Here is a 25,315-nt window from a genome sequence, read left to right as displayed (position 1 = left end):
GAAGTCACAGAACCGGAAAAGGGCATATCCTTAAACACCATAAGGTGATCTGGATTCAGTCATTTCTTATCAACCAGCATATGATCTGGGCAGCAACGGGCGATTTGGTTAATCGTTTCACGCCCCAAGCCTTCGGCAATATTAATTTAGGCTGTGCCCTTTAGCCTTGACCTGACAAATTATTAATTCGGCAGCAACACATAGAGAAGGTTCTCATGTCAAACAACATTCGTATCGAAGAAGACCTGTTAGGAACACGTGAAGTCCCCGCAGACGCTTACTACGGAGTTCACACTCTGCGTGCGATTGAAAACTTCTACATCAGCAACAGCAAAATCAGCGATGTCCCCGAGTTCGTTCGCGGCATGGTGATGGTGAAAAAGGCCGCGGCGATGGCCAACAAAGAACTCAAAACCATTCCGCGCAAAATCGCCGACGTGATCATCCAGGCCTGCGACGAGGTGCTGGATAAAGGCAAGTGCATGGATCAGTTCCCGGTGGACGTATTCCAGGGCGGCGCGGGCACCTCGCTGAACATGAACACCAACGAAGTGCTGGCGAACATTGGCCTGGAGCTGATGGGCCACCAAAAAGGCGAATACCAGTACCTGAACCCGAACGATCACCTCAATAAATGCCAGTCCACCAACGACGCCTACCCGACCGGGTTCCGCATCGCGGTGTACGCCTCCAACCAGAAACTGATCGACGCCATCAACCAGCTGCGCGAAGGCTTCGATCGCAAGGCGAAAGAGTTCGAAACCATCCTGAAAATGGGCCGCACCCAGCTGCAGGACGCGGTGCCGATGACCCTCGGCCAGGAATTCCACGCCTTCAGCGTGCTGCTGAACGAAGAGACCCGCAACCTGCACCGCACCGCGGAGCTGCTGCTGGAAGTGAACCTGGGCGCCACCGCCATCGGCACCGCGCTCAACACCCCGGAAGGCTACCAGCCGCTGGCGGTGCAAAAACTGGCGGAAGTCAGCGGCCTGCCGGTGGTGCCAGCGGAAGACCTGATCGAAGCCACCTCCGACTGCGGCGCCTACGTGATGGTGCACAGCGCGCTCAAACGCCTGGCGGTGAAACTGTCCAAAATCTGTAACGACCTGCGCCTGCTCTCCTCCGGCCCGCGCGCCGGCCTGAACGAAATCAACCTGCCGGAGCTGCAGGCGGGATCGTCCATCATGCCGGCCAAAGTGAACCCGGTGGTGCCGGAAGTGGTCAATCAGGTGTGTTTCAAGGTGATTGGCAACGACACTTGCGTTACCATGGCGGCCGAAGCGGGCCAGCTGCAGTTGAACGTGATGGAGCCGGTGATCGGCCAGGCGATGTTCGAGTCGATCCACATCCTGACCAACGCCTGCTACAACCTGCTGGAAAAATGCATTAACGGCATCACCGCGAATAAAGAAGTCTGCGAACACTACGTCTTCAACTCGATCGGTATCGTCACCTATCTGAACCCGTTCATCGGCCACCACAACGGTGACATCGTCGGGAAGATCTGCGCCGAAACCGGCAAGAGCGTGCGCGAAGTGGTGCTGGAACGCGGCCTGCTGACCGAAGCCGAGCTGGATGACATCTTCTCCGTGGAGAACCTGATGCACCCGGCCTATAAAGCCAAACGCTATACGGATGAAAATGAACAATAACAGACCTACCCGGTAGCCCTGAAAGGCACGCTAAATCCTCTGGATAGCGTGCCTTTTTACTTTTCGGCGCCCACAAAATTTTAACGTTTTATTTTCAATTTACACCCTAAATCATTGGGACTGCATCAAGGCGGCAAGAGCGCAAGTCCCCAGGAGCTTACTCTAGTAAGTGACTGGGGTGAGTGCTCGCAGCCAACACCGATGCAGTTTCAAGGATGACGGGAAATCTCATTTTAAGGAGTAAACACTATGCTAGCCTTGGAATTGGTTATCGTTCTGCTGGCCATCTTTTTAGGGGCCAGGTTGGGCGGTATCGGTATCGGGTTCGCGGGGGGGTTGGGCGTTCTGGTCCTGGCGCTGATCGGCGTCAAGCCGGGCAGCATCCCTTTCGACGTGATTTCCATCATCATGGCGGTGATCGCGGCGATCTCCGCGATGCAGGTCGCCGGGGGGATGGACTACCTGGTGCAGCAGACCGAAAAGCTGCTGCGCAAGAACCCCAAACATATCACCATTCTCGCCCCTATCGTCACCTACTTCCTGACCATCTTCGCCGGCACCGGCAACATCTCGCTCTCGGCGCTGCCAGTGATCGCCGAAGTGGCGAAAGAACAGGGCATCAAGCCTTGCCGGCCGCTGTCGACCGCCGTGGTCTCCGCCCAGATCGCCATCACCGCCTCGCCGATTTCCGCCGCGGTGGTGTACATGTCTTCGGTGATGGAAGGCCACGGCGTCAGCTACCTGCACCTGCTGATGGTGGTGATCCCGTCCACCTTCTGCGCCGTGCTGGTGATGTCGCTGCTGGTGACCTGGCTGTTCGACTCCAAGCTGTCTAACGATCCGGTCTACCTGAAACGCCTGGAAGAAGGCCTGATCACCCTGCGCGGCAACAACGCGCTGGCGATCAAACCGCGCGCCAAAACCTCGGTGCTGCTGTTCCTGCTGGGCGTGCTGTGCGTGGTGGCCTACGCCATCATCAACAGCCCGGGCCTGGGCCTGGTGGCCAAGCCGCTGATGAACACCACCAACGCCATTCTGATCATCATGCTGAGCGTCGCCACGCTGACCACCCTGCTGTGCCGCGTCGACACCGACATGGTGCTGAACTCCAGCACCTTCAAGGCCGGCATGAGCGCCTGTATCTGTATCCTCGGCGTCGCCTGGCTGGGCGATACTTTCGTGCAGGCCAACATCGACTGGATCAAAGAGACGGCCGGCAGCGTCATTCAGGCGCACCCGTGGCTGCTGGCGGTGATCTTCTTCTTCTGCTCGGCGCTGCTGTACTCGCAGGCCGCCACCGCCAAGGCGCTGATGCCGATGGCGCTGGCGCTGAACGTGTCGCCGCTGACCGCCGTCGCCTCCTTCGCCGCCGTTTCCGGCCTGTTCATCCTGCCGACCTACCCGACGCTGGTCGCTGCGGTGCAGATGGACGATACCGGCACCACGCGCATCGGCCGCTTCGTGTTCAACCATCCGTTCTTCATTCCCGGCACCATGGGCGTGATCTTCGCGGTGGTATTCGGCTTCCTGCTCGGCAGCGTCATGCTGTAACGCTTCGACCGGGGCTGCGGCCCCGGTTTTCCTTCTGGCGATAAACTCGCCTTCTAGCCAATCCGCCTTCAGGGTATAGTGCCCATTCGAACCGATGAGAGGGCTGAAGATGTCTGATTGCGAAGCTGTCGTCATACTCTGTACCGCACCCGATGAAGCCAGCGCCCAGGAACTGGCGGCGCGGGTCTTGGGCGATAAGCTGGCGGCCTGCGCCACGCTGCTGCCCGGCGCCACCTCGCTCTATTACTGGGAAGGGAAACTGGAACAGGAATACGAGGTGCAGATGCTGTTCAAAAGCGATCGCCGCCGTCAGCAGGCCCTGCTCGACACCCTGAAACAACATCACCCCTACCAGACACCCGAGCTGCTGGTATTGCCGGTGATGGCCGGAGATAAAGACTACCTGTCATGGATCAACGCTTCATTAAACTGATTTTGCTGCTGTGCAGCCTGTTCTTCCTGCCGCAGGCGGCGCAGGCTTCGCTGTTCGCACCGACGGGCGGCAGCCAGTTCGTGCCCGTCGATCGGGCCTTCGCTTTCGATTTCAAACAGCAAGGCAACCAGGTAACGCTGAACTGGCAGATCCGCCCCGGCTATTACCTGTATCGTCAGCAGATCAAACTGGTGCCCCAGCAGGCGACGCTCGGCGCCTTTACCCTGCCGGAAGGATTGAGCCACAAGGACGAGTTCTTCGGCGAAGTCGCCATCTTCAAGCAGCAGCTTAATCTGCAGGTGCCGCTGCAACAGGCGGCGGCCAACGCCAGCCTCAGCGTCACCTATCAGGGCTGCGCCGAGGCCGGCTTCTGCTATCCGCCGGAAACCCGGGTCATCCCGCTGGATGCCGTCAGCGCCGGCGCTGCCGCCCCGCTCCCGGCCGCTGCACCGGCTGAAGCGCCCGCCGCACCGGCCAGCCTGCCGTTTTCGCCGCTGTGGGCGCTGCTGATCGGCATCGGCATCGCCTTCACGCCGTGCGTGCTGCCGATGTACCCACTGATCTCCGGCATCATCCTCGGCCGCGACCGGCCGCAAAGCAGCGGCCGCATTCTGGCGCTGGCGGTGGTTTACGTGCAGGGCATGGCGCTGACCTATACCCTGCTCGGGTTGGTGGTGGCCGCCGCCGGCCTGCAGTTCCAGGCGGCGCTGCAACATCCTTATGTCTTGATCGGCCTGTCGGTGCTGTTCATCGCCCTGGCGCTGTCGATGTTCGGCCTCTATTCCCTGCAGCTGCCTTCCGCACTGCAAACCCGGCTGGCTAACTGGAGCAACACCCAGCGCGGCGGCTCGCTGACCGGCGTGTTCCTGATGGGCGCTCTGGCCGGGCTGATTTGCTCGCCCTGCACCACCGCGCCGCTCAGCGCCATCCTGCTGTATATCGCCCAGAGCGGCAATCTGTGGGCCGGCGGCGGCACGCTGTACCTGTACGCGCTGGGGATGGGCATTCCGCTGGTGATCGTCACCCTGTTCGGCAACCGCCTGCTGCCGCGCAGCGGCCCATGGATGCAGTACGTGAAAGAGGCCTTCGGCTTCGTCATTCTGGCGCTGCCGGTGTTCCTGCTGGAGCGGGTAATCGGCGATCTGTGGGGCATGCGCCTGTGGAGCCTGCTCGGCCTGGCGTTCTTCGGCTGGGCTTTCGCCCTGAGCCTGAGAAGCGCGCGCGGCTGGGCTCGCGCCCTGCAACTGCTGCTGCTGGCGGCGGCGGTGATCGCCGCACGGCCGCTGCAGGACTGGGCTTTCGGCGCCGACCAGGCGCAGCAGGCCGCTCAGCCGCACCTGGCCTTTACCCGCATCAACAACGTCGCACAGCTCGATCTGGCGCTGCAACAGGCGCGCGGCAAGCCGGTGATGCTGGATCTGTACGCCGACTGGTGCGTAGCCTGTAAAGAGTTCGAGAAATACACCTTCAGCGATGCGGCGGTGCAGGCGAGCCTGGCCAACGCGGTGCTGCTGCAGGCGGATGTGACCGCCAACAGCGCGGAACAGGCGGCGCTGCTGAAGCATCTGCAGGTGCTGGGGCTGCCGACGATCCTGTTCTTCGATCCGGCGGGCCAGGAACTGACGGCGCAGCGGGTCACCGGTTTTATGAAGGCGGAAGCCTTCAACGCGCATTTGCAGAAAGTGATGCGATAACTGACACTGAAGATCGGAAGCGAATGGGAGGAAGCACAAGTGCAACGTGAACACGTCCTTGATACCGCGCTGGGCCTGTTGGAACAACAGGGCCTGGCGACCGCCACATTAGAGATGCTGGCGGAAAAACTCGACGTTCAGCCCGGCGATCTCAAACGGTTCTGGCCGGATCGCGAAGCGCTGCTGTACGACTGCCTGCGCTACCACGGACAACAGATCGACACCTGGCGCCGCCAGCTGCTGCTGGACGAAAATCTGAGCCCGCAGCAAAAGCTGCTGGCGCGCTATGACGTGCTGGCGGAATACGTGCAGCAAGACCGCTATCCCGGCTGCCTGTTTATCGCCGCCTGCAGCTTCTTCCCGGAAACGGACCACCCGATCCACCAACTGGCGGAGCAGCAAAAGCTGACCTCGCTGGAGCTGACCCGCGAATTGCTGCGTGCAATGGACGCCGACGACGCCGACATGGTGGCGCAGCAAATGGAGCTGATTCAGGAAGGCTGCCTGAGCAAACTGCTGGTAAAACGCCAGCTCCAGGACGTATCGGTCGCCAAACGGCTGGCGGAAGACATCTTGCAGGTGGCGCAGTGCCGCCGCAACGGGGCGTTGAGCTGAACCGGCAGGGTTGGCAGCGCCACCAACCCGAGGCGATAGCCCCAACAGGCGCATTTTTTGCGCCCTTTGCCTGAAAAGCCAGCAACCGGACGCATTTTAGCGTCTTTCACGCATAAAGCCGTTGACGGCTTTATGCCAATACGGTTTAATGCTGCCCGTTGCCCGGATAGCTCAGTCGGTAGAGCAGGGGATTGAAAATCCCCGTGTCCTTGGTTCGATTCCGAGTCCGGGCACCACTATTCATGAGGCCCCGCTGAAAAGCGGGGCTTTTCCTTTTCTGGTTACGGTAGATTTCTGGTCGTTACAACACGTTATTTGTTTGCTGGATTTCTCGCCATTTTTGACGATGTTTGTTGCTTTTAAACACATCAATACCTTCTGACAAGCCTCTCTCACTTCCCAGCTACGGTCTTTCTACAGTCAGTTACGGTTCTTCTCATTTCTAAGTGTTCATAATGATGCAAAAGTGCGGGGGAAACGGGGAGTTTTTAATTTCCCTTTATTATACAATGCATTAAATGAATTTCGATACGGGGAGTAGAGCGGGTAGATCCCACTTCTCTTGATGGGCAAAAGCTTCCAGCATATGTTTTCCCCTTTTCAGGGGGACCTCTACTATCCGCTCCACCAGAAACACGCACATTTTTCCTTTTCATTTCTTCGCATTACCAGAATCCCCCGTCTTCCACGCCATTATAGAAATGATTTACGCTTATGATTAGTGCCTTAGCTGCACATTGTGTCGACTCAACTCGTTTGTCAGGCTAGTAAGGTAAACTGATATATTAGTTTACCTTAAGGATAGCGCTATCAAATACTATTTCCCCTAATGAATTATGAAGGCATCAAATAGGTTTTCGTACTTATTGAAAAATTCAGAATCATCATTAAGAATCCAAATAATTTGACCTTTATGATAAATAAGGTAAATAACCTCATGAATTCTTTTTTCTTCAGCAACACGCCACAATATTTCATGGCATTGCTTAAAAAGCTTATCAAGGCGTTGGTTGAAGAGATAATTATACACATTCTTTAATATACGAATATCATCTTCTTTAATTTTTTCAAATTGCCCATTATCGACAATAATTTGATACTTATTAATACTAGCTCTGCATTGGTTATATGGGGAGGTTTCATGAGATAAAACCTCCTCTAAACTCTCCATTTTTTTAACACCTGTTTTCTCTCTATTGACGTCCAACAAGATGTTATTTGCAGTTGTATGAAACTTAAGTTTTCGAGCTTTCTTAGCCAATCTTTCAAGATAAACAATACGTTCTGATCTTTCTTTTTGAAGTGAAATCATTTGGTCGGAAACAATATAAGCATTACTATTCTTACGAAATTCTTTCTTTCTTTTTTTTGCGAGTTCTATAGCCTTTTCTTTTTCAGTCATCTCATATATATATAGCTGTTGAACATAACAAAGTGCAATTGTACTTTTGTCATTTTCAGGGCATAGTGCAATACACTTCTCTAAGTGGTATTGTGCATCAGCATACTTACCCAACATTCTGAAGGATGATGCTATATGCAAATGATATTTATAATATTGCGAGGGTAGCGTATCACCAAAAGCCTCTAATAAAAATTGAGCTGAAGAAATCACCTCGTTGTACATTGATGAATTTCTTAAAGCATATATGTAACCAATTGACAATTGGGATAGTTTAGTAAAGCGTCTTTTATTTAACTCATCATCATGCTGATCTTTAGATTCTGCAGATATAATTTTTCTTTTACACTCATAAATGTTATTTACAAGCAGATAACCACCATTATCACCTTCGGTACTGTAGCCCATCTCAAGAACTTTACGGTTTGTAGAATTTATTTTCAAACCGTCTTTCATTTCAATGATTGTAATTCCCAGATAATCATTTGAAATATTATCTATTTCGTCTTGACTCATTGATGATATAATGTAGTCCTTGATAATAGGATTCATTTTAGTAATCGACGTATCATCATCAATCACTATTGTTTTAGCTATCCCCATGTCGACAATATTTTTAATATCATCTAAATCTATTTCAGAACCAATTTTAGTTTTTCTTATATTTTTAAAAGATTCACCATTTTTTAACACAGAAAGAATTTTGATTAAAAGATAAGTCATCTCATGATCAGGAGAACTCTTTAAGTTCTCTATTTGTCGTTCAGTTTTTGATGAAATCACCTCAAAATAGGATACTCCTTTAAAAATATCTTTTTTATCAATCACATCCTGTGCAGATGCATCTTCTAAGTAATAGATTATCCGCTCTAACTTTCTGATGATACCCTCTGAAAGATTATGAAAAGACTGTAGATGTTCATGAGTGAAATTTCTTTCTTCAAATCTATTTTTAAGAATTAAAGATACTTCATGGAATGAAAGGACATCCAACTTGACGTGTATATCCCTGAATGATCGAATAAAGCTATTTGATGAAAAGAAAAACTTAGCATTCGGATTTATAACTGAAAGATATGATGGAATCGAACGTAGGTATGCCAGAGCATCCAAATCAATATCAGAAGAAATATTATAGAAATGAAATATCACATTTTCATGACTGTTTTGAGTATAAAAATAGATAATTTGAGAAATATCCGCCCCAGCATCAACCTTGATCTTAGTTTCCAATTGCTTCTTTGAAATAACTTCAGAGAGATCAATCTTCAATAGTCTTGACTCCCCCCCCCCCATTGTAAGAGAGACTGCATAAATGAAATCAGACAGTCCATATCCTAAGCCGGACTCGATGAAAATATATTTGAATTGTTCAAGAAGTAATTTGGCTTTATTTACCTCCTTGAGTCTTACAGAAACAAAATCCATTCTCTTGTCAAAATATGTAAAATTAAAACTTTGAGAGGATATTTCATCCTTAGACTGAGTTACTTTTTTTTTTGCGAATCCATGATGGGTTTCAGATTCAAAAAATGTTGTGCAATCGACGCCTTTATAAAAATTAATTCTACCTCTAGAAATAGCAGGAGCCAATTTTTCAAACCATTCTTCAAAGTCTTCTTCAATTATATCTAGTTTATCTGAGTAAAAACACCAAGCAATGTTATAATCAGCATTTGGAAGATTGACAATATTACTTAATGAACGTGTAAAACTATCATCCCAAGCTCCATAAGCCAAGATAACTACCAAGGTGTCTAAAAAAAGTTCATGAAGAGAACCCTCTATTTTATCCCTCTTTACACTTAACTGGCTATGAGTATGCATGGTATCATTTTTGTTCCAAACACCATGGATGTGTACAATTTTTAATTCATCATTTTGAGTACAAGGAATATGTGAGTCTGAAACGAGACTATAACTCTGTGGTTTTAAACAATGTGTTTGTTCAAAAGACTCTTCAATCAAAGTATCGAAATTTGTAGTGACAATATTTGCCACTTTGCATTTCTCATCTTTTATATACGTAGTGAAATCACTAACAGCTTTTGGTATCTTATGAAGATTAGTTACGGGATCAACATTACTTAATACAAATCTTTTTATGGTTTCATTTATATAATCCTGACCAAAAACAGATGAAATAAACTCGAAACCAGATTTATAATCATCTTTTAAATTTTGCTCTGCAATAAATTCGTTATAGTCATCGTAAAGGCCTTGTTTCTTAAGATGCTCAGAAATAAATAAAGTTATTTCCCCAACATCTGGAATGCCAGCGTCATTATGTTTCCTTGAAATAGCCGAGCCGATAACAAACGTAACAGGTTTACTCTCTTGAGAAAGTCTAATCTTTAACGCATTGCTATTTGGAATAATTCTTTTACCCATATATTTTTCTTCTATCCGTTTTAATTTTTCAAATCATTAGAACACTATTGCATTATGAAACTTTCATGGAATCATGGTTGTTTGTCAAGAAGGAGTTCGGGAAAATTTACCACAACGAGATAATTTCACCATTAAGTTGATTGTCCTCACGTAACTATGTGTGGATCATGCACATATTATTTCTGTGAATGTAGTGGCACAGTAAATTTGGCCACCTGATTAAAGGTGATATTCTCATCTCAACACAAAAAAGGTGACTTAATGAACAAGAAAACCAAACGTACGTTCACCCCTGAGTTCAGCCTGGAATATGCACAGCTGATTGTTGATAAGGGTTACTCATATCGACAAGCCAGTGAAGCGATGAATGTCGGCTCTACCACGCTTGAAAGCTGGGTACGCCAGCTCAGGCTAGAGCGTCAGGGGATCACGCCCTCTGCGCCCCCCATTACTGCAGAGCAGCAACGTATCCGCGAGCTGGAAAAGCAGGTTCGCCGCCTGGAGGAACAGAATACGATATTAAAAAAGGCTACTGCGCACTTGATGTCCGACTCACTGAACGGTTCACGATAGTTGCCAAACTGAGTGACAGCCACACGGTTGTTACCCTTTGCTCCGCTCTGGGAATACACCGTAGCAGTTACCGATACTGGCGAAAACGACGCGATACTGTCAATCCGGCGCGAGTCAGGTTGTACAGCGAAATACGCCAAGTATGGAACCAGAGTCGGGGCTCTGCTGGCGCACGCACTCTGGCTGAAATGCTGACTCAGAACGGCGTCCCGATGAGTCGTTACCGTGCCGGGCGCCTCATGAAATACCTGAATCTGAGCAGTTTTCAGCAGGAAAACATCAGTATAAAAATGCCCGTCAGGAACATACATGCCTGCCGAATTTACTCGAGCGTCAGTTCACTGTGCCGGAGCCAGACCGGGTATGGTGCGGAGATATTACGTACATCTGGGCAGGACATCGCTGGTGCTATCTGGCAGTTGTCATGGATCTTTTTGCCCGCAGAGTTATCGGCTGGAGTTGCAAGTATCCCGCTAAACCACACCATTCACTTTTAGAGATCTTCCGACATACTGATTATGTCTTCTGAGGAGATCATCATGCGTAAAGCTCGATTCACCGAACACCAGATCATTTCTGTTCTGAAGTCCGTCGAAGCCGGACGTACCGTTAAGGATGTCTGCCGTGAAGCCGCTATCTCTGAAGCCAGCTATTACAACTGGAAAGCGAAGTTTGGCGTCTGATATCAAAAAGATGAAAGACCTTGAGGATGAAAACCGACGCCTCAAACAGATGTTTGCTGATCTCAGTCTTGAATGCCGGGCACTTAAAGACGTCATCGAAAAAAAGCTTTAAAACCAGCGATAAAGCGTGAGCTCGTCAACTATGTGAAAGAGATGTTTTCGATGAGCGTACGCCAGGCATGCAGGACATTATCGCTGAGTAGGACGGTCTATTTTTACCAGCCCGATACCCGGCGCTATGAGCCGGTGATCCGGGCGCTGACTGAACTGGCGGAGCGCTATCCGTGATACGGCTTTAAGAAGCTGTTCCAGTTACTGCGCAGGCAGTGTAACAGCTGGAACCATAAGCGCGTTCACCGGATTTACTGCCTGCTGAAACTGAATTTTCGCCGTGAGGGAAAACAGCGCCTACTGGTGCGTAATCCGGCGATGCTGGTGACGCCAGAGGCGATGAAGCAGAGCTGGTCCATCGATTTTATGCACGATGCGCTGGTGTGCGGCAGACGCTTCCGGACGTTCAACGTGGTGGATGATTTTAACCGCAAAGCACTGGCGATCGAAATTGACCTGAGTATCCTGGCGCAACGCGTCGTGAGAGTGCTGGACAGGATAGTGGCAAACCGCGGCTATCCGCGGAAGATGCGTATGGATAACGGGCCAGAACTGGTCTCACTGGCACTGGCTCAATGGGCCGAAGAACATGGTGTGTTGCTGGAATTTATCAAGCCGGGAAAGCCGACGCAGAATGCGTTTATAGAGCGTTTTAACCGGACATATCGGACGGAGATACTAGATTTTTATCTGTTCAGAACCCTGAATGAAGCGCGGGAAATTACGGAGCGCTGGCTGACTGAATATAACAGCGAGCGACCTCATGAATCCCTGAACAACCTGACGCCGGAAGAGTACCGGCTGATGGCTGAAACCCCGGAAATCTCAAAAAGTGCGTGGAACTAAAACGGGTACGCTTACAGAGTCTGTCAACGAATGCCTATACAACACTGATAAGCAGCGCCCTTCGGATAGCATATGAGACGCGTGGTCAACCTCGGGATGTCATGTTCCATAGCGATCAAGGAAGCCAGTATACTGGCCTTAAATATCAACAACTTCTCTGGCGTTACAGAATAAATCAAAGCGTCAGTCGGCGGGGAAACTGTTGGGATAACAGCCCCATGGAACGCTTCTTCCGCAGTCTGAAAACAGAATGGGTGCCAGCGGATGGTTACGCAGGCAAGGACAAGGCCCGGCGACAAATCAGCGGCTATATCCTGAATTACTACAATAGCGTCAGGCCTCATCATTATAACGGAGGGCTGACGCCGGAAGAGTCAGAGAACAGATACCGTTTTTACTGTAAAACCGTGGCCAGTATTACTTGACCACTACAATCACCTTTAATCAGGTGGCACAAATTTACTGTGCCACTACAAGCCCCCTTCACCCTACAGGATTATGCTACCGGAGCCGCGCCAGAAACCCACGCTGTTCGGTGATTTCAGCCGATGGACGCTCGCCATACTCAACCAGACTCAGGTGTGTATCAGAACCGACGAAAACATCAGCCATACCGTTCATCCCTATCGCCTGCTTTGCAGCCATGCGGAGTGGTATCTTGCAGGAAGTGTTTCATCAACCGTGTTCGTTATTTCCCTCTCCTGAATCAGGCGGGTTGAGGTCTTATCTGATATGATCTTTGAAAAAGATATGAATTTAACTATATTGATTGAAAGGCCTGACTTTATTGACGTATTACCGCACATGAATGTTATCCATGAGATAATGCGTTATGATACCACAACACTTAAACATTCAATAAAAAAATAAATTCAAAATGCATTTGCAAGGTGTGCTTTATAAAAAACAACTCAATGTTAATTATTCATCTCATACAAACGCCAAGAATTATTAAATTCACCAATCATATATAAAATTAAAAAAGACAGCCATTTGCATTAACAAAAAACAAGCACCTAATTAATACAAAAAGCAAACACGTGTGGCCTACAATAAAAACCCCACGTGTTATAAATCATCATACAGGTTGAGCATTGGGCACATCATATAAATGAGCTTGGTAATGAGACTGTAATCTATGATCTAACAACGCCTGAAAAATATCAGGACAACATGCTTTAGTAACTATTATTTTACCATGTGGATCAAACTGCAGATTTAATCTAAAACGCTGAGCATTTGCAACTAAACTGGCCATGAACGCGCCGTTTTTGTAATATCCTTTTTGTTGAATAGCTGATGCTCTACGTAACTGCATTGCATTATTACCTACATACTCATTAAGAGGAGCCAAGTCTGTAAATAGCCCTGAAAATTCAGGCTCAACGGTAAGCGTATTAAAGTTAGTTATATGTGCTTGTTTATAGCTTAAAAGAGACTCAAACACACCTTTTTCCTTAATAAAGATATCATTTCCTAAAACAAAAAAATCAAAACACTTTGCTATATCGAATCTAGGTGTGTCATCAATCGCAAGAGTATGTTCTTCAAATACCAACGACTTCAAACCTTTCTTTTTTTTAGTTTTCCAAGAAGCATCGGTTTTTTTTATACAGTATAACGTGTCATTATCATGCACTAATTTTACTGCATAAAAATCGCAATTGTTTAGATGTTTAACATCTTGAACTTTTCGTTCAGGAGTCTGATTAGCTGAACATAATCTTACCTTATCTATCTCAGTTTCATCGCTCCCTATTTTAAGTAAGCTAGCCTCATTATTTTGAGCTAACAAACCATAATCAATAACTTCTGTATATCGCAACTTTTCGTTATTTATAAAAGTTTTTAACTCATTTTCTAAGTTTTCAGAAATACTAACCCAACGAGCAGAATATATAGGCAGGGTCTGTTCTATCTTTTTCCTAAAGACCCATAATGTAATGGATGCTTCGTTAATATTGAAATTTCCTAATGGTTCAATCATTGTTATCCCTCTTTATTTATTACAATCACAGACTGAATATTTTGAGTCTTTGTCGTACTATTAGGCTCAAGAGTTTTGTTAGATAAAACTACACCTGTGAATTCATCATCTACATTCCCAGGGTAATAATAGGTAATTTCATACATTCGCCAGTTCAGAACCACAAGCATTGGATTAAGAATAATCTGTCCAGATTTATATGACAACCAAAATAACCATAGTAAAAATATCAAAAACCCTATAAATTTAGCATCCTGCATATAATCTATACTCATAAAAGATACTATATAAGGTAAAACATAATTCATCAGATCCGAGGGTGTGTGTTTTACTGTTTTTATATATATATCTGTCCCTCCTTCATTTGTTAACTTCAATGCAATCCACGAGAATAAAAAACATATCAAACAAAGAACGAGAAAACCGATTGAAAGCCATGGTTTTTGCAGAGGAAAATGACAATTTTCGTTTAAAAAGACATTTAGACATACCTCACCCATTGCCTTTTTCTTATCAAAATCCTGAACAAGCAAAATCGTACTAAGCGGTAGATAAGAACCAAGAAATATCGCAAACGCTATAAGTAATCTTGGCCTCATATGTATCCCCCAGTTTTATCTGCATAAAGGTGAAAAGCTTATCATAGATTGTACAGTCAAAAGAGGATCTGTATCAGTATCTTTCAGAATGGTAGAACCTTGGTAGACTGACCAAAGGGAATGTCTAGACAAAATCATACAGGGTGTTCAGAAAACACACAAAAAACCGTTATCTAACATTAGTTAACTAACATAGATAAGGCTAAGTAGACGCCCACGTGCAGTTACAGATGCTTTTAACGCAATTTTAAAGGGATTGAAAATCCCCGTGTCCTTGGTTCGATTATTCGGTCTTCCGCTTCCTCGGTGGGATCAGCCCAATCAGCGCCAGCACACAGGATTTGGCGGCTAATACCAGATTGAGATGCCCGGGGAAAGCGACGTTGATAAACCAAAAGGCCAGGAAGATCGCCAGAGAAACCGGCCAGGCGAGCACGAAGAACCGGGTATCGCATAACCGCTGGGCGCAAAACAGCAGCGTCAGCACCACCGCCAATAGCCCGAAAGGAAGATACAGAATCAGTCTCAGGTAAGGGGCGATAACATCAGCGAACGAAACGTTATTGATGACGGAAATCGTCAACTTCTGAAAAAATAACGTATCACGATTATAAATCTCTAAAAGATTTAGCCACGCAAAGCTGAACCCTATCGTTAACGACATCCATACTGCGTATTCTTTGCGGGATAGGGGATTGGTGATCAAACTCAGTCTCTCGTTCAGCCAGCGGTTCCGAACAAAGGATATAGCATAACAACGCTGAACCGGCGGTAAACGGCGGTTCAGCGTTGTTGTTCAACTCGTCCGAACAGACGATCTTTTTCTCACTCCGTCATTGTCTCCGTACGCGCAAAATGAATAAACTCAGGCGCCGCAATACGCAGATAATCCTGCGCATTGAGCACCACGGAGCGTTGCAGATCGCCCGCGTTAAACGCAATGTCATCGTAACGATCAAACAGTTCCGGGTCGGCCACCAGCCTGAGCTGCGGGTGGAAGCTGAACGGCGGGATCGCCCCCGGTACGCAGGCCGTGAGGGTCGCGATTTCCGCCGGGCTGACCAACGATGCCTTTTTACCGCCCAACTCGGCCGCCAACCGCTGCAGATCCGCCTGACGGTCCGCCGCCAGCACCGCCAAAATGTAATGCTTGGCGCCGTCGATGCGCGTTTGGCACACCAGTGCCTTGGCGCCCTGCCCCTGTTCGGTGCCGCGCAGCGCCGCCACCGCTTCGCAGCGCCCCTCCGCCGGATGTTCTATCACCCGGAATGCGGCCTCTCCGGCGCTCAGCAACGCCACGACCTGCTCAAATACCGTCTTGTCTGTCACCATGGTTCTCTCTCGTCACCTGCCTGGTTCTATTGACCTGCCAGCAACTCGCCGTAGCGGCGAATGTCGACGTTGCCACCGCTGATGATCACACCGACGCGTTTTCCCCGCAGCATCGATTTATGCGCGCAGGCGGCGGCGAATCCCAGGCAGCCGGTTGGCTCCACCACCATTTTCATTCGTTCGGCGAAAAAGCGCATGGCGCTAATCAGCTCATCGTCGGTCACCGTCAGAATGTCGTCAACGTCCCGGCGGATAATAGGGAAAGTATATTGGCCCAGGTGCTGCGTCTGCGCGCCATCGGCGAGGGTCTGCGGCGTCTCAATGTGAACGATGCGGCCGGTACGGAATGATTGCTGCCCGTCATTGCCCGCCACAGGCTCTACGCCATAGACTCGGCAACCCGGTGACAGCCGGCGCGCGGCGAGCGCAGAACCGGCCAGCAACCCGCCGCCGCCCAGACAAACGAACAGCGCGTCCAGTTCGCCAACCTCGTCGAACAGCTCTTTAGCTGCGGTGCCCTGCCCGGCGATCACCTGCGGATGATCGTAAGGCGGGATCAGCGTTAATCCCTGTTGCTGCGCCAGATCCCGGCCGATCTGCTCGCGATCTTCATGATAACGGTTGTACTCCACCACTTTGCCGCCATAGCCGCGCGTCGCAGCCACTTTGGCCGCCGGCGCGTCGTGCGGCATGACGATCGTGGCGGGAATGTCGAGCAGCCGGGCAGCCAGCGCGATCGCCTGCGCATGATTGCCGGAAGAAAAGGCCACGACCCCGGCCTTGCGCTGCGCCGGAGAAAACTGCAGCAAAGCATTCATCGCACCGCGAAATTTAAAGGCGCCCATGCGCTGCAGGTTCTCGCATTTGAAAAATATGCTGGCGCCGAAATCGTCGTCAACCGTGCGTGAAGTCTGCACCGGCGTGCGGTGAGTATAATCATTGATGCGCGCGGCGGCGGCGGCCACGTCGTCATAAACGGGTAAAATCAAATCGGTCATAGCGTTACCTGTCAGTAAGGGTTAAAGGGCGGCCAACGCGACAGCTTCCACTTCCACGGCGGCGCCATAATGCAGTTGCGATACGCCGGCCACCGCGCGCGCAGGGCGAAACTCGCCGATCCATTCGGCATACAGCGCATTGAAGGTCGGCCACAAATCGATATCCGTCAGATAGACGCGCACCTGAACCAGCTGCGCGCGGCCGACGCCGGCCCCTGCCAGGCAGGCATCCAGATTGTCCAGCACCTGACGGACTTGCCGCGCGAAAGGTTCGTCGGCAAGACTCTCACCGGAAAAGGCGATCGGCAATTGACCAGAGATATAGACCGTCCCATTGGCCGTACAGCTGGGCGAATAATGACCGGCGGGAGGAAAGCCGCCGGCGGCGTTGTAAACCACATCATGCTTCATATTTAATCCTTGCACAGGTTCGAAAAGCCCTGCGGAAACGGCGCAGGGCGGCATTCAGACGGGTTTGCACGCAGCCGCTTCAGGCAGCCTCGCCTGAAAACCCACACGTTCTTTCTGCCAGTAAGAAATCGCCATGGTCGCCACGCCGTTGCCGGCCACGTTGGTCAACGTACGCATGGTATCCATCAAGCGATCCACGCCGAGAATCAGCGCCAGCCCCTCCATCGGTATCTCTGGAAACATCAACAGCGAAGCGGACAGCGTGACGAAAGCGCCGCCCGTCACGCCGGCTACGCCTTTCGAGGTCAATAGAAACACCATCAATAGACCGGCCTGTTGCGCCAGGCTCAGCTCCAAACCGGCGGCCTGAGCGATAAACAGCGCCGCTAACGTCATGTAGATTGAAGAGCCGTCCAGATTCAAGGAGTAACCGGTCGGCACGACAAAACCGACGGTGGCTTTACTGCAGCCGACCGATTCAAGTTTTTTCATCAGGCCAGGCAAGGCGGCTTCCGATGAGGTGGTGGTAAAGGCGATGATCAGCTCTTCCCTGATGAGTTTTAAGAAACTGAACAGGCTAAAACGGGTCAACCAGGCCACCACGGAAAACACCACCACAATGAGGAACAGACACCCCAGATAGACCAGCCCCACCAATTTCATCACCGGCATCAGCGCGCCGATGCCGTATTTGCCCAGCATGAACGCCGCCGCGCCAAATACGCCAACGGGCGCCAGCTTGAGGATGATATTGACCACTTTGAAGGTGGCGTCGGTCAGCAGATTCACCAAATCAACCACCGGCTTGCTTTTATCGCCCATCGCGTACAGCGCATAGCCAAACAGCAGAGCCACCAACAAGATTTGCAGCATGATGCCGCCGGCCAACGCATCAACCACCGTTTTCGGGATGATGCTCATCACGAAATCCATGCCTTGCAGGGGCTCCGCCGGTTTAAGCGCCGTGGCGGCATCGGCATGCAAGACCAGCCCCTTGCCCGGCTCAAACAGATTGCCCATCGCCAGGCCGATCAGCAGCGCCAACGTGCTGACCACTTCGAAATAACAGACCGAGATCATGCCCAGGCGGCCAACGCCGGCACCGCGTTTAACCTGCGCAAAACCGGCTACCACGGTGAGAAACACAATCAGGCCGGCCACCATTTTGATCAGTTTGACGAAGGCCGCCGCCAGCGGATTGAGCTGAGCGCCGATTTGCGGCCACAACAGGCCCAGCGCGCCACCGGCCGCCAGCCCTACCACCAACTGAAAGGTCAACGTGTAATAAAAAGGTTTTCGTGCAGAACCGACGACTGAAGTTGCAGACATTATTGTTCTCCATGCCCTTGCGGGCCGTTGAAGCTAGCGCTGAAAAACCCCGGTGTGTGCGATACGGCTTTTAACGCACAAACATTGTCATATTTAAAACAAATAATCTAAAATTAGAAAATAAGTCCAGAAATGATGTTATATACCTGCGCGACGGCCAAATGCCAATCGGGAAGTGCAGAATTGGGAGCAAGATCATTTTTAGTGCCGCCAGGCGCCAGATGAAAACCGCCGTGCGCCGCACTTGTGGTATGTTCTTCATCTGGCTCGAAATGAGCCAACGCCGCCAAGAAAGTGATCGGAGTGCCCTATGCCTGAAGTGCCGGAAAACCTGTTGTTATCCCAGTTGAATGTGATTGCCGAGGGGCTGAGCGCCACCTTCGCGCCGTTTTGCGAGGTGGTGGTTCACGATCTGCAAAATCCCGAACACGCCATTTTGGCGATCCACAACAACCTGTCCGGACGAGAAGTCGGCCAAGCGGCGACGGAACTTGGCCTGGCTCGCATCGCTTCGGCGGAGTTTCCCAGCGTGATCGCCAACTACGGCAACCTGTTCGCCGATGGCCGCCCGGCGAAAAGCACCTCGATCGGCATCAAGAATGCGCAGGGCGACTACGTCGCCGCACTCTGTTTGAACGTTGATATGACGCTGTTCCGCGGCATGCAAAACGCGCTGGCGCAGTTCACGCAAACGGCGGCCGGCGCGGTGACGGAACACCTGGAGCCCAGCGGCGCGGAGGCCATCCGCAACCGTATCGATCGCTTCGCCGCACGCCACGCCACCACGCCGCGCGCGCTGAAAACGCCGGAGAGAAAGCGGTTGATTCAGGAACTGAGGGAGCAAGGCCTGCTCGAGGTGAAAAAGGCGATGGAGATTGTGGCGCAGCACCTCGGCGTTTCCCGCGCTTCGGTGTATCTCTACGCCAAGGAAGAGTGAAGTTCAGGAAACGGCCAGGCGCGGATTGACGAAAAGCAGGCAGACGGCTGCCAGCAGCGACGGCAGCGCGAAAGCCATAAAGTTTTGCTGAAGCGTCAATTCACTATCAATCAACAGCCCCCCCATGAAGGGCCCCAGAATCGCGCCAATACGGCCAATGCCCAGGCCCCAGCCAAGGCCCGTCGAAGTCATGGTTCCAGGATAAAAACGGGCGACATAAGAACTCATCGCGATTTGCGTACCAATGGTGCTTGCACCTGCAATAATCAGCAGCAAATACAGGATGTACACCGGCGTCTGAGTACCCAACAACACTAAAGTGGCGGCGCCCAGCAAAAAATACCCAATAAGAATACGTCTTCCATTCATTCGGTCCATCAGCCAGCAACTGCTCAACGCCCCGACAATGGTGCCCAGATGCAGCGCAAACAGGAACGACAGGCTGGAGCCTAATGGATAGCCAGCCTGCAACATCAACTTAGGCAACCAGGAGGTCATGCCGTAGATGACAAACAGCGACATGAAGAAAACCAGCCAGAACATCAACGTACTTAAGCCTCTGCGTTCAGCGAACAGATCCTTCAGGGTCGCCTTTCCCGCTTTTATACCTGCCGAGGAAGAGCTGATAAACTTCGTACCGGGTTGATGGATATAGTCTGGCGCAATCTTTTCCAAAAGGCGTTTTAAACGGTCATGCTGTTCGGTTTTCACTAAAAATGCCGCCGATTCGGGCAGGTGGCTTAACATCCATGGCAAAACAATGAGTGGCAAAGCGGCAATATAAAATATAGATTGCCACCCCGCGACCGGGATCAAATAAATGCCTGACAGCGCCGCGAGCATGCCGCCGATGGAATAACCACTAAACATCAGCCCAACCATCAGGCTCCGCTTACTTTTAGGTGAATATTCGCTGGTGAGGGCCGTAACGCTGGGCATAACGCCTCCCAGCCCCATGCCGGCGATAAAACGACACCAGCCGAATTGGCCAGCATTAACGCTAAAGCCGCAAAGAAAAGTAAATAAGCTAAAGGTGATAATACACAAACTAATGGTTTTCTTCCTGCCTATTTTATCTGAGAGCGGACCCAATAAAATCGCGCCGAGCATCATGCCTACTAAGATATAACTGCCCAGCAGGCCCGCCTGAGCCGCAGTGATGCCCCAGTTCGCCATGAGTTCAGGAAGGACCACACCCAGTACTGCAAGATCGAAACCGTCAAAAACAATAATAAAAGCGCACCATAACACCGTGAGTCGGTGCATATTATTCAGTTTCGCATTATCTATTATTGGATTGATATCCACGACATAAATATTAGCTTGCGACATATGTCCTCCCGGAAATGAAATCGGCACCAACCATAAATATCAGAGCAAACCACCAATAATAGGTTGAGCTTATGTATTTCACTTATATAGACGAGTTGGATTTAGCTAAAAAACTTATTCTTTAATAAAAATTAAAAACCACCTATGATGAGTGGCCAATACATATTTTATTTTCATTCGCGACGATATCGCTCATGGGCGCGCTCGTCTAACACCCATTTTGCATCGTATTGATACCTTAAAGGCATAATCTTGGAGCTGCGTCATTTACGCTATTTTATCGCCGTCGCGGAAGAGCGGAATTTCAGCCGAGCGGCTGAACGGCTGCATATCAGCCAACCGCCGCTCAGCCGGCAAATTCAGCAGTTGGAGGCGAGCCTGGGGGTGAGGCTGTTTAAACGCGGCGCCCGTCCTCTGGTGCTGACCGCGGCCGGGCGCTTTCTCTATGGGCACGCACTGCAATTCCTGGCGCAAAGTCTCGAATTGAAGACCATGACCCAGCGCGTGGGGCAAGTAGAGCGCCCGCTGTCGCTCGGTTTTGTCGCCTCAACGCTCTATGACATCCTGCCGCAGCTGATTCGCCGTTTCCGCACCGCTCACCCCGAAGTGGGTCTGAACCTGCATGAAATGACCACTCTGGAACAGATTCGAGCGCTCAAGGAAGGGAAAATTGATGTAGGATTCGGCCGCATTCGCCATGAAGACATGCATATACGCCGCATTATCCTGCGAGAAGAGCCTCTGATGGCGGCCTTAGCGGCCGATCACCCGCTGGCTCGTTCGGAGGGATTAACGCTGCGCGCCCTACAGGCGGAAACGCTGATCGTTTACCCGCAAACACCGCGCCCAAGCTTTGCCGATCAGGTGCTGGCGACCTTTCGCGATCGTGTGTTAGTCCCCAGAAAAATCATGGAGGTGCGGGAACTGCAGGTCGCATTGGGGCTGGTAGCCGCTGGTGAAGGCATCGCGTTGGTTCCTCACTGCCTGCACAGCCTGAAGCGCCCGGACGTGGTCTACAACATATTGAACGAACGGCGCCTGGTTTCCCCGATCATCATGAGCACCCGACAGTTGGATGAATCTGAAGATATCAGGACACTGTTGCGGATGATTTACACTCTGTATGACGAACAAGGCATTGCCTACATCAAGCCTGAACGGCAAGATTGAGATACCTATGGCGGGCAAAACGAAGAAAAAGCCCACCATAGTCGTGGCGGGCTTAATTACATACATCCTTACTGACAAATCGAAGCGTATTTCTTCATAAACGGGCTGGCGCAAATTGACGCGTAAATGTCTTTTTGCAGTTGGCTGGCGCTAGAATCCGGCTTTTGCGAACCGCCAACGTTTACACCGGTGCCGTTGTTGCCGTTGTTGCCGTTAGTGCTGCCGTTAATGCTGACGTCAACTGAAGCACCGTTGCCGCTGCCGATATTGCCATTAAGACCACCGTCGATCACCAGCTTGGCCTGAGCCAGCTGCGAACACATCAGCAGCGTGCAACCCAGTAATGCGATTTTTCTTCTCATCATGTCCTTCTCCTTGTTTATTGAATTACCCGTTTGTATTTATTTCCCTGTGCGGCAGACCCTGTACCGGTTTCCTGTTGCGGCTAATGCCCTCTTCCACCTATCGCCAATCGCCTTTTCTTCATACGCTGATCGTGTTTGAAAAACGCATATAAACTCAGAAAAAACAAAAAAATCGCCAGATAAAAAAGATCCAATTTACCATCCCTGGGTACATCTCGGCACCACACAAAATATAATATTCACTTGATAAATAGTTTTTCATAACTCATAATCCATAGCGCGTTATGAGCCAAAAAAAGCAGGACTCATTCCTGCTTATCGATAAGAAATTATTAGCAAATCCCCAGCAGACTCGCCCACTGCCGTGTAGCGGTCTAATTCAAGCTTGAAACAACAGAGAGAACTAGGGTAACAACAAATAAGCAATAGACCATCCCTAATCAAGGTTAGGAATACTCTTCCATTCAGGATACCTTCTGTAACCTAGTAAAGCATTAAGATCACTTTTTCATTGAATGGATACCACAATTGTAGCGCTCCCTTGAAAATCACCCACTTCACCAGAGTAATTAGCCAGCGTTGAGGTCAAATTAACTTTCGTACCGGCCGGCCCAGCGTCAATAAGGGCACCTTTTGAAAAGGGTCTCCCGTTGATCGTTACGATGCTACGGAAGTTACTGGCTTTACTCAGGCTAATAAAGTCAGTGGCATTCGCTTCTGTTGCGACAATACGCACCGGAAAAGTTTCATTGCACCAAACGGTAATCTGTGCCGAAGCCTGGCTGCCGTTAACTTTGTCTGGCGCAACCAATCCATGTCGAATCTCTACCTGGGGTTCGCGAATATTACACTGAGTAGGGAGCACAACAGGCGCCTCGCAAGCCGGATAGCGATCTGCATCTAAAGCGCCGCCAGGAATAGAACCTTGTATCACTGCATGGTCAGAGTATTGCAAGTAAGTACACAGTCCCCAGCCACTCGTTGAGTTAACGATATATCGAGGCGAATTCGGTCCGACCCACCCCTTTTGTTGAGCCCTCAGAGCCAATTCGCCAAGCGTCTTGCTGTCTCTAATCCAACCGTCCCCGTAGTCACCAAATACATAAACATCAGAGCCCATCCCCCCCCAAGGCAAACGATACCGCAGATGGAGCGCGCAGCTGGTACAACCGTACATAGGGTTAGGCCTGAGATCATTGGTATCCCATTGCTTAATATAAACGCTCCAGATCCCCTGAACAGCCGGCCCCTGCCCTGGTGAATTTGTGGGTATAAGCTCCACTTCTGCCGCCGTTTTCCAATCAGCTACGGCGCTGATTGGAAAAAAGAGCAAGGCTGCCACTTTCAGCGCCAATATAAATCGTAACTTAATGCTGTCCTTTAACATCATCGTGCTCCAATATCAAAAACCAACCACCCCATGCGGTTATTAACAAGATATCTCAGATCGGTACTATTTCCCAATGCCCAACCACAAATTGAAAGAGCCGCGGATGAAAAACAGAAATGAAAAATATCAACTTTCAGTATATTCATCACCATGAAGCAATAACCAATAAATAAACTCATGATGCCGAGTTAACATTAACTTTCTCATTATCGAGCGTTTATGGCTATGAATCGTCTTGACGCTTAACCCCAGCAACCTAGCAGTATGGGATTGATCGAACCCATTACGAAGATAACCGACCACCTGCCGCTCTCTGCCGGTTAAGATTTGCCGCTTAGCGGTAGCCGGGAACGCAGAACCGGACAATGCTTCAGACAATAACTCAAACAGCTTGTTCTGATTATCTGTTCGGTACAGCACGCCAGAGATACCCCTCGCAGCTAAAACAGGCCGTTCCTTAACGGTAAGGATAAACGGTGCGCCTGAAAGATTCGCCCTGCGCCAGCGTTGCGCACGCCGCAGTGAAGAAGCAACAAGTATGTCGGTATGCCCCTCACCGTCCGGTGATAAAAAATTGACGGATTTATTGCGATTCTGCGCATACTTTTCAATACTGAGTCGAAGCCCCTCAGCAAAATAGCGATTCTCATCATCTATTACGATATTAAATGTTCCCATGCAACACCTCTTGTCGGCCAGGATAATTTTATTCCATACAGAATTGGTATTCTGCTCGGCCTGTTTTAAAGTTTTCCACCGGATATATTACGATATTTATTCTACTCGTATCGCTTACAGTCTATTATTCGTAATCAAGTAAAAATGTAGCCGTGCTGACAAATTCTCCTCTGGCTATACTCTTGTTTTTAATAGCCTCAGGTTCACCACGCACATAAGCTTTAAGCGTAATTCTATTGCTTCCTTCCTGTAGTCGCAGTTTTCCCGAAGGCTGATTCAAGGGTAATAGCTCACCTGAAACATTCTCCAAGCCAATGGCGATGCCGCTCGCACCACCGCTACTGATAGCCAGCAACCCCGGCAACGCAACGCTTTCCGTACCGCTGAAGGAAACGCTTACCGTTTCACCAAGGCTGAGATCACACTCCGTCAGCTGTAGAGAAAACGCTTTCCCCGCCGTACGCTGATTGAGATAGAGATATTTATCAATCACCGTGCCAAAATCCAGTTCGATATTTTCCTCTCCAGGGGGAATCACACAGGGCTCCGCCACCAGTTCACCACGGTAGTTAACCGCCACCGTAGGCGGGGCCCCCCAACCGGTATAGCTAATACACAGCAATGCCATCGCTAACGCTGTCTTTTTCATCCCTTTCTCCTGGTTGATATCGTATAAAAACGCTTATATCTGCGATGTGCATAATCAAGACGGAGTGATACCCTCCGTCACAGATGCCCACCACCAGTCATATATTTGTCCGATTCGCCAGGCAATTAATTAAAAAATCGGAAATATTACTACTCGTAAATGCCATTCTCAGATTTACAAGTACACT

General features: G+C 49.9%; 20 protein-coding genes, 1 tRNA gene and 3 pseudogenes. 11 read left to right on the top strand and 13 right to left on the bottom strand.

What is annotated here, in order from left to right:
* Window positions 1-215: 215 nt before the first annotated feature.
* From aspA to AC2CGI_RS13130, 6 genes are all read left to right on the top strand, one after another.
* Window positions 216-1,652, top strand: a complete 1,437-nt coding sequence (gene aspA, locus AC2CGI_RS13155; protein ID WP_004929659.1) for an aspartate ammonia-lyase — start codon at window positions 216-218, stop codon at window positions 1,650-1,652.
* Window positions 1,653-1,901: 249 nt separating this feature from the next.
* Window positions 1,902-3,203 carry an anaerobic C4-dicarboxylate transporter gene (locus AC2CGI_RS13150; RefSeq protein WP_076740826.1) on the top strand — a complete coding sequence of 434 codons (1,302 nt, stop codon included), beginning with the start codon at window positions 1,902-1,904 and terminating at the stop codon, window positions 3,201-3,203.
* Window positions 3,204-3,312: 109 nt separating this feature from the next.
* On the top strand, window positions 3,313-3,636 hold the full coding sequence (cutA, locus tag AC2CGI_RS13145; RefSeq protein WP_015376376.1) for a divalent cation tolerance protein CutA: 324 nt from the start codon (window positions 3,313-3,315) through the stop codon (window positions 3,634-3,636).
* Entirely contained in the window at window positions 3,612-5,330 is a 1,719-nt protein-coding gene (locus AC2CGI_RS13140; RefSeq protein ID WP_049242679.1) for a protein-disulfide reductase DsbD, read from the top strand. The genes cutA and AC2CGI_RS13140 overlap by 25 nt, the downstream gene beginning before the upstream one ends.
* A gap of 39 nt (window positions 5,331-5,369) precedes the next feature.
* Window positions 5,370-5,945, top strand: a complete 576-nt coding sequence (gene dicD / locus AC2CGI_RS13135; protein WP_076740825.1) for a division control transcriptional repressor DicD — start codon at window positions 5,370-5,372, stop codon at window positions 5,943-5,945.
* A 160-nt stretch (window positions 5,946-6,105) separates the two neighbouring features.
* Window positions 6,106-6,181, top strand: a tRNA-Phe gene (locus AC2CGI_RS13130).
* Between the two features lie 590 nt (window positions 6,182-6,771).
* Here AC2CGI_RS13130 and AC2CGI_RS13125 read toward each other — a convergent pair.
* On the bottom strand, window positions 6,772-9,738 hold the full coding sequence (locus tag AC2CGI_RS13125) for an SIR2 family protein (RefSeq protein ID WP_484593955.1): 2,967 nt from the start codon (window positions 9,736-9,738) through the stop codon (window positions 6,772-6,774).
* Window positions 9,739-9,963: 225 nt separating this feature from the next.
* Here AC2CGI_RS13125 and AC2CGI_RS13120 point away from each other — a divergent pair.
* From AC2CGI_RS13120 to AC2CGI_RS13110, 3 pseudogenes are all read left to right on the top strand, one after another.
* Window positions 9,964-10,771, top strand: a pseudogene (locus AC2CGI_RS13120) (IS3 family transposase); the annotation flags it as partial.
* Window positions 10,772-10,850: 79 nt separating this feature from the next.
* Window positions 10,851-11,951, top strand: a pseudogene (locus AC2CGI_RS13115) (IS3 family transposase).
* A pseudogene (locus tag AC2CGI_RS13110) lies at window positions 11,951-12,376 on the top strand (integrase core domain-containing protein); the annotation flags it as partial. The pseudogenes AC2CGI_RS13115 and AC2CGI_RS13110, both read left to right, overlap by 1 nt.
* A 653-nt stretch (window positions 12,377-13,029) precedes the next feature.
* Here the strand turns inward: AC2CGI_RS13110 and AC2CGI_RS13105 are convergent.
* The 7 genes from AC2CGI_RS13105 to AC2CGI_RS13075 form a co-directional block, all read right to left on the bottom strand.
* A complete protein-coding gene (locus AC2CGI_RS13105; protein WP_080497837.1) occupies window positions 13,030-13,938 on the bottom strand; it encodes a Kiwa anti-phage protein KwaB-like domain-containing protein in 909 nt (302 codons plus the stop codon).
* 2 nt (window positions 13,939-13,940) lie between these two features.
* Window positions 13,941-14,537 carry a hypothetical protein gene (locus AC2CGI_RS13100; RefSeq protein ID WP_076740821.1) on the bottom strand — a complete coding sequence of 199 codons (597 nt, stop codon included), beginning with the start codon at window positions 14,535-14,537 and terminating at the stop codon, window positions 13,941-13,943.
* Window positions 14,538-14,820: 283 nt separating this feature from the next.
* Complete coding sequence (locus AC2CGI_RS13095) at window positions 14,821-15,201, bottom strand: hypothetical protein (RefSeq protein ID WP_076740820.1); 381 nt, start codon at window positions 15,199-15,201, stop codon at window positions 14,821-14,823.
* Between the two features lie 161 nt (window positions 15,202-15,362).
* Window positions 15,363-15,869, bottom strand: a complete 507-nt coding sequence (locus AC2CGI_RS13090) for a YbaK/prolyl-tRNA synthetase associated domain-containing protein (protein WP_076740819.1) — start codon at window positions 15,867-15,869, stop codon at window positions 15,363-15,365.
* A 26-nt stretch (window positions 15,870-15,895) separates the two neighbouring features.
* Entirely contained in the window at window positions 15,896-16,867 is a 972-nt protein-coding gene (locus AC2CGI_RS13085; RefSeq protein ID WP_076740818.1) for a threo-3-hydroxy-L-aspartate ammonia-lyase, read from the bottom strand.
* A gap of 21 nt (window positions 16,868-16,888) precedes the next feature.
* The gene (locus AC2CGI_RS13080) at window positions 16,889-17,278 is read right to left on the bottom strand and encodes a RidA family protein (protein WP_046897895.1); all 390 of its coding nucleotides are present in this window, start codon (window positions 17,276-17,278) and stop codon (window positions 16,889-16,891) included.
* A 54-nt stretch (window positions 17,279-17,332) separates the two neighbouring features.
* Window positions 17,333-18,607 (bottom strand): cation:dicarboxylate symporter family transporter, encoded by a 1,275-nt coding sequence (locus AC2CGI_RS13075; RefSeq protein ID WP_076740817.1) that lies wholly within the window; start codon window positions 18,605-18,607, stop codon window positions 17,333-17,335.
* A 310-nt stretch (window positions 18,608-18,917) separates the two neighbouring features.
* Here AC2CGI_RS13075 and AC2CGI_RS13070 point away from each other — a divergent pair, with 310 nt between their 5' ends.
* Entirely contained in the window at window positions 18,918-19,544 is a 627-nt protein-coding gene (locus AC2CGI_RS13070; protein ID WP_076740816.1) for a helix-turn-helix transcriptional regulator, read from the top strand.
* A 3-nt stretch (window positions 19,545-19,547) separates the two neighbouring features.
* Here AC2CGI_RS13070 and AC2CGI_RS13065 read toward each other — a convergent pair whose 3' ends face one another.
* Window positions 19,548-20,876, bottom strand: coding sequence for an MFS transporter (locus AC2CGI_RS13065; protein ID WP_076740815.1), 1,329 nt, complete (start codon window positions 20,874-20,876; stop codon window positions 19,548-19,550).
* Window positions 20,877-21,128: 252 nt separating this feature from the next.
* Between AC2CGI_RS13065 and AC2CGI_RS13060 the strand changes: the two genes are divergently transcribed.
* The gene (locus tag AC2CGI_RS13060) at window positions 21,129-22,046 is read left to right on the top strand and encodes a LysR family transcriptional regulator (protein WP_130054897.1); all 918 of its coding nucleotides are present in this window, start codon (window positions 21,129-21,131) and stop codon (window positions 22,044-22,046) included.
* Between the two features lie 68 nt (window positions 22,047-22,114).
* Here the strand turns inward: AC2CGI_RS13060 and AC2CGI_RS13055 are convergent, their stop codons facing one another.
* The 4 genes from AC2CGI_RS13055 to AC2CGI_RS13040 all read right to left on the bottom strand — a co-directional run bounded on the left by AC2CGI_RS13055 (window position 22,115) and on the right by AC2CGI_RS13040 (window position 25,128).
* The gene (locus AC2CGI_RS13055; RefSeq protein WP_076740813.1) at window positions 22,115-22,411 is read right to left on the bottom strand and encodes a hypothetical protein; all 297 of its coding nucleotides are present in this window, start codon (window positions 22,409-22,411) and stop codon (window positions 22,115-22,117) included.
* Window positions 22,412-22,919: 508 nt separating this feature from the next.
* Window positions 22,920-23,798: an MrpH family fimbial adhesin gene (locus AC2CGI_RS13050; protein ID WP_130054898.1), complete on the bottom strand. Its 879-nt coding sequence runs from the start codon at window positions 23,796-23,798 to the stop codon at window positions 22,920-22,922.
* A gap of 129 nt (window positions 23,799-23,927) precedes the next feature.
* Window positions 23,928-24,479 (bottom strand): helix-turn-helix transcriptional regulator, encoded by a 552-nt coding sequence (locus tag AC2CGI_RS13045; protein WP_076740812.1) that lies wholly within the window; start codon window positions 24,477-24,479, stop codon window positions 23,928-23,930.
* 124 nt (window positions 24,480-24,603) lie between these two features.
* The gene (locus tag AC2CGI_RS13040; protein ID WP_076740811.1) at window positions 24,604-25,128 is read right to left on the bottom strand and encodes a fimbrial protein; all 525 of its coding nucleotides are present in this window, start codon (window positions 25,126-25,128) and stop codon (window positions 24,604-24,606) included.
* Window positions 25,129-25,315 lie beyond the last annotated feature (187 nt).

Source organism: Serratia sp. LSHTC3 (assembly GCF_057197125.1).
This window is presented reverse-complemented; position numbering and strand designations above follow the sequence as displayed.

Coding starts and splice junctions, on each gene's coding strand:
- AC2CGI_RS13080 (WP_046897895.1), bottom strand. CDS start 17,278: ATGAAGCATGATGTGGTTTACAACGCCGCCGGCGGCTTTCCTCCCGCC.
- AC2CGI_RS13040 (WP_076740811.1), bottom strand. CDS start 25,128: ATGAAAAAGACAGCGTTAGCGATGGCATTGCTGTGTATTAGCTATACC.
- AC2CGI_RS13070 (WP_076740816.1), top strand. CDS start 18,918: ATGCCTGAAGTGCCGGAAAACCTGTTGTTATCCCAGTTGAATGTGATT.
- AC2CGI_RS13095 (WP_076740820.1), bottom strand. CDS start 15,201: ATGTCGTTAACGATAGGGTTCAGCTTTGCGTGGCTAAATCTTTTAGAG.
- AC2CGI_RS13105 (WP_080497837.1), bottom strand. CDS start 13,938: ATGATTGAACCATTAGGAAATTTCAATATTAACGAAGCATCCATTACA.
- AC2CGI_RS13125 (WP_484593955.1), bottom strand. CDS start 9,738: ATGGGTAAAAGAATTATTCCAAATAGCAATGCGTTAAAGATTAGACTT.
- AC2CGI_RS13100 (WP_076740821.1), bottom strand. CDS start 14,537: ATGAGGCCAAGATTACTTATAGCGTTTGCGATATTTCTTGGTTCTTAT.
- AC2CGI_RS13140 (WP_049242679.1), top strand. CDS start 3,612: ATGGATCAACGCTTCATTAAACTGATTTTGCTGCTGTGCAGCCTGTTC.
- AC2CGI_RS13050 (WP_130054898.1), bottom strand. CDS start 23,798: ATGTTAAAGGACAGCATTAAGTTACGATTTATATTGGCGCTGAAAGTG.
- AC2CGI_RS13150 (WP_076740826.1), top strand. CDS start 1,902: ATGCTAGCCTTGGAATTGGTTATCGTTCTGCTGGCCATCTTTTTAGGG.
- AC2CGI_RS13085 (WP_076740818.1), bottom strand. CDS start 16,867: ATGACCGATTTGATTTTACCCGTTTATGACGACGTGGCCGCCGCCGCC.
- AC2CGI_RS13065 (WP_076740815.1), bottom strand. CDS start 20,876: ATGTCGCAAGCTAATATTTATGTCGTGGATATCAATCCAATAATAGAT.
- AC2CGI_RS13090 (WP_076740819.1), bottom strand. CDS start 15,869: ATGGTGACAGACAAGACGGTATTTGAGCAGGTCGTGGCGTTGCTGAGC.
- cutA (WP_015376376.1), top strand. CDS start 3,313: ATGTCTGATTGCGAAGCTGTCGTCATACTCTGTACCGCACCCGATGAA.
- AC2CGI_RS13075 (WP_076740817.1), bottom strand. CDS start 18,607: ATGTCTGCAACTTCAGTCGTCGGTTCTGCACGAAAACCTTTTTATTAC.
- aspA (WP_004929659.1), top strand. CDS start 216: ATGTCAAACAACATTCGTATCGAAGAAGACCTGTTAGGAACACGTGAA.
- AC2CGI_RS13045 (WP_076740812.1), bottom strand. CDS start 24,479: ATGGGAACATTTAATATCGTAATAGATGATGAGAATCGCTATTTTGCT.
- AC2CGI_RS13055 (WP_076740813.1), bottom strand. CDS start 22,411: ATGATGAGAAGAAAAATCGCATTACTGGGTTGCACGCTGCTGATGTGT.